Below are 2050 nucleotides of genomic sequence, written 5' to 3'. Positions count from 1 at the left end.
GTGCGACGTGAAGTCGTACATTAGGCGCATCTGCGCTGAATAACTGGAGAGCCGCCTCTCCCGGAGAACTCTCTCTCTCTGTCCCCACATAAAAGAGTTTCACACTCCGCCTACAACAGCAGTAAGTAATGAACCTGTTGGAATGCAAGGCATGAAAGCCCCGCAACTGGTAGCCCAAATCAGTGAAAGGGCAAGGGGAAGATCGAAAAGGGTTAACGTTATGTGAATCACTGTAGATTCCGTTATGTCCAAAGAGTGAAATCAGGCTGATACACTCTAGCCAAAAAGGCAAGTGAGTAGGTTACTGGCAGCGCCTTGTGGCTAGTAACGAGAGAGCGAAACTCTCACCGGAATATAGGTGGAACCCAAATCGATCGAAGGTTAAATGTACGAAACACGATAAACCCTACGGATTCTCAAGCCAGGTCGATGGCATGAGTAGGTTGACCGTAAGGAAAACGGAATTATCCAGAGGGTAGGGGATGCTGGAGAAAGCGAACGCTTCTGGTAATGCGGAAGATAGGGGTTCAGGCTTTGCCCCGCATCGAAAGATGGCAGACTTCCAGCGGGTCTTCAACGGTAAATTTTGCGTAAAGGAATTGAACCAACGTGAAAGATAGAGTCAGCAATGACATCGGAACGAAGGAACCGCTCAAGGGGTGGGCATCCATCAATTGGAAGCTCATCAAAAAGCGTGTCAGAAACCTGAGACGGAGAATCTACCGAGCAGCCCAGAACGGTCAGTGGAATAAGGTTAGAAGCCTGATGAAACTGATGCTTCGCAGTTACTCCAACCTGCTATTGTCAGTGCGAAGAGTCACTCAAGAAAACAAAGGGAAACAGACGGCTGGCATCGATGGTCAGACGGCTCTAACTCCAGAGGAAAGAGTGAAATTGGTCAGAGAAAGTAAGGAATACACCTTATGGAAAGTTCGCCCAACGAAAAGGGTATACATACCGAAAGCTAACGGAAAACAAAGACCATTAGGTATCCCGACAATCAAAGACCGGATAGCACAGGCAATTGTCAAGAATGCCCTGGAACCAGTCTGGGAAACCAGATTTGAAGCCCAGTCCTATGGCTTCCGCCCAGGCAGAAGTTGCCATGACGCAATTGAGCAGACATGGATAAGACTAAACGCTCAGGGGAACGACAGATGGATACTGGACGCAGATATTAAAGGGGCATTCGACAATATCAGCCACGAGTACCTGCTCAATGCCATAGGAGAAATCCCTGGTAAAGAGCTAATCAAACAGTGGCTAAAAGCAGGATATGTAGAGGTAGAAATATTCCACGATACCGAAAGCGGAACGCCACAGGGAGGGATTATTTCTCCCTTATTGGCAAACATAGCCCTCGACGGAATGGAAAAATTCCTAAGTCAATATAAAAAGACGAAGGAATACAAATATACCGACTCAAAAGGTAGAAAAAGAACAGAGAGGGAACACAAACCCAAATATGGGTTTGTTCGCTACGCTGATGACTTCATCATCACCGCAGAAAATCGTGAGGATTTGGAAGCCATTAAACCCATCCTAGAAGAATGGCTAAATCAGAGGGGTTTAAAACTTAATGCGGATAAAACCCAAATCACTCATATTAATGAGGGCTTCAATTTCTTAGGGTTCAATGTCCGACATTACAAGGGTAAATGCTTAATTAAACCGCAAAAAGAAAAGGTCAAACAATTCCTGTCTGGAATTCAACAATGGCTGAATCAACACAAAACGGTAAAAGCAACGGCAGTTATCCAGCACCTTAGCCCAATCATTAGAGGATGGGGGAACTACTACAAGCACAAGGTCAGTAAGGAGACGTTTTCTTACGTAGACTACCGAATATGGCAAATGCTGTGGAAGTGGTCGCTAAGAAGACACCCGAAAAAGGGGAAAGGTTGGGTAGCCCAAAAATACTTCAGAACAATCAACGGGACGAAGTGGAACTTTGCCCAACCCTTCAAGAACAAACATGGTAGGGAAACATTAATAACCCTGCCGAAGCTGGCATACATCCCCATAGTACGCCATGTCAAAGTCAAAGACA

Annotated in this window: 1 protein-coding gene; it reads left to right on the top strand. The window is 45.9% G+C overall.

What is annotated here, in order from left to right; genetic code table 11:
* Positions 1 to 609 precede the first annotated feature (609 nt).
* Positions 610 to 2050: group II intron reverse transcriptase/maturase (gene ltrA, locus QUA56_RS36415; RefSeq protein ID WP_333368849.1), on the top strand; the 1441-nt coding region annotated here is incomplete at its 3' end.

It is taken from the genome of Microcoleus sp. N3A4, assembly GCF_036701805.1.
Taxonomy (GTDB): Bacteria; Cyanobacteriota; Cyanobacteriia; order Cyanobacteriales; family Microcoleaceae; genus Microcoleus.
This window is presented reverse-complemented; position numbering and strand designations above follow the sequence as displayed.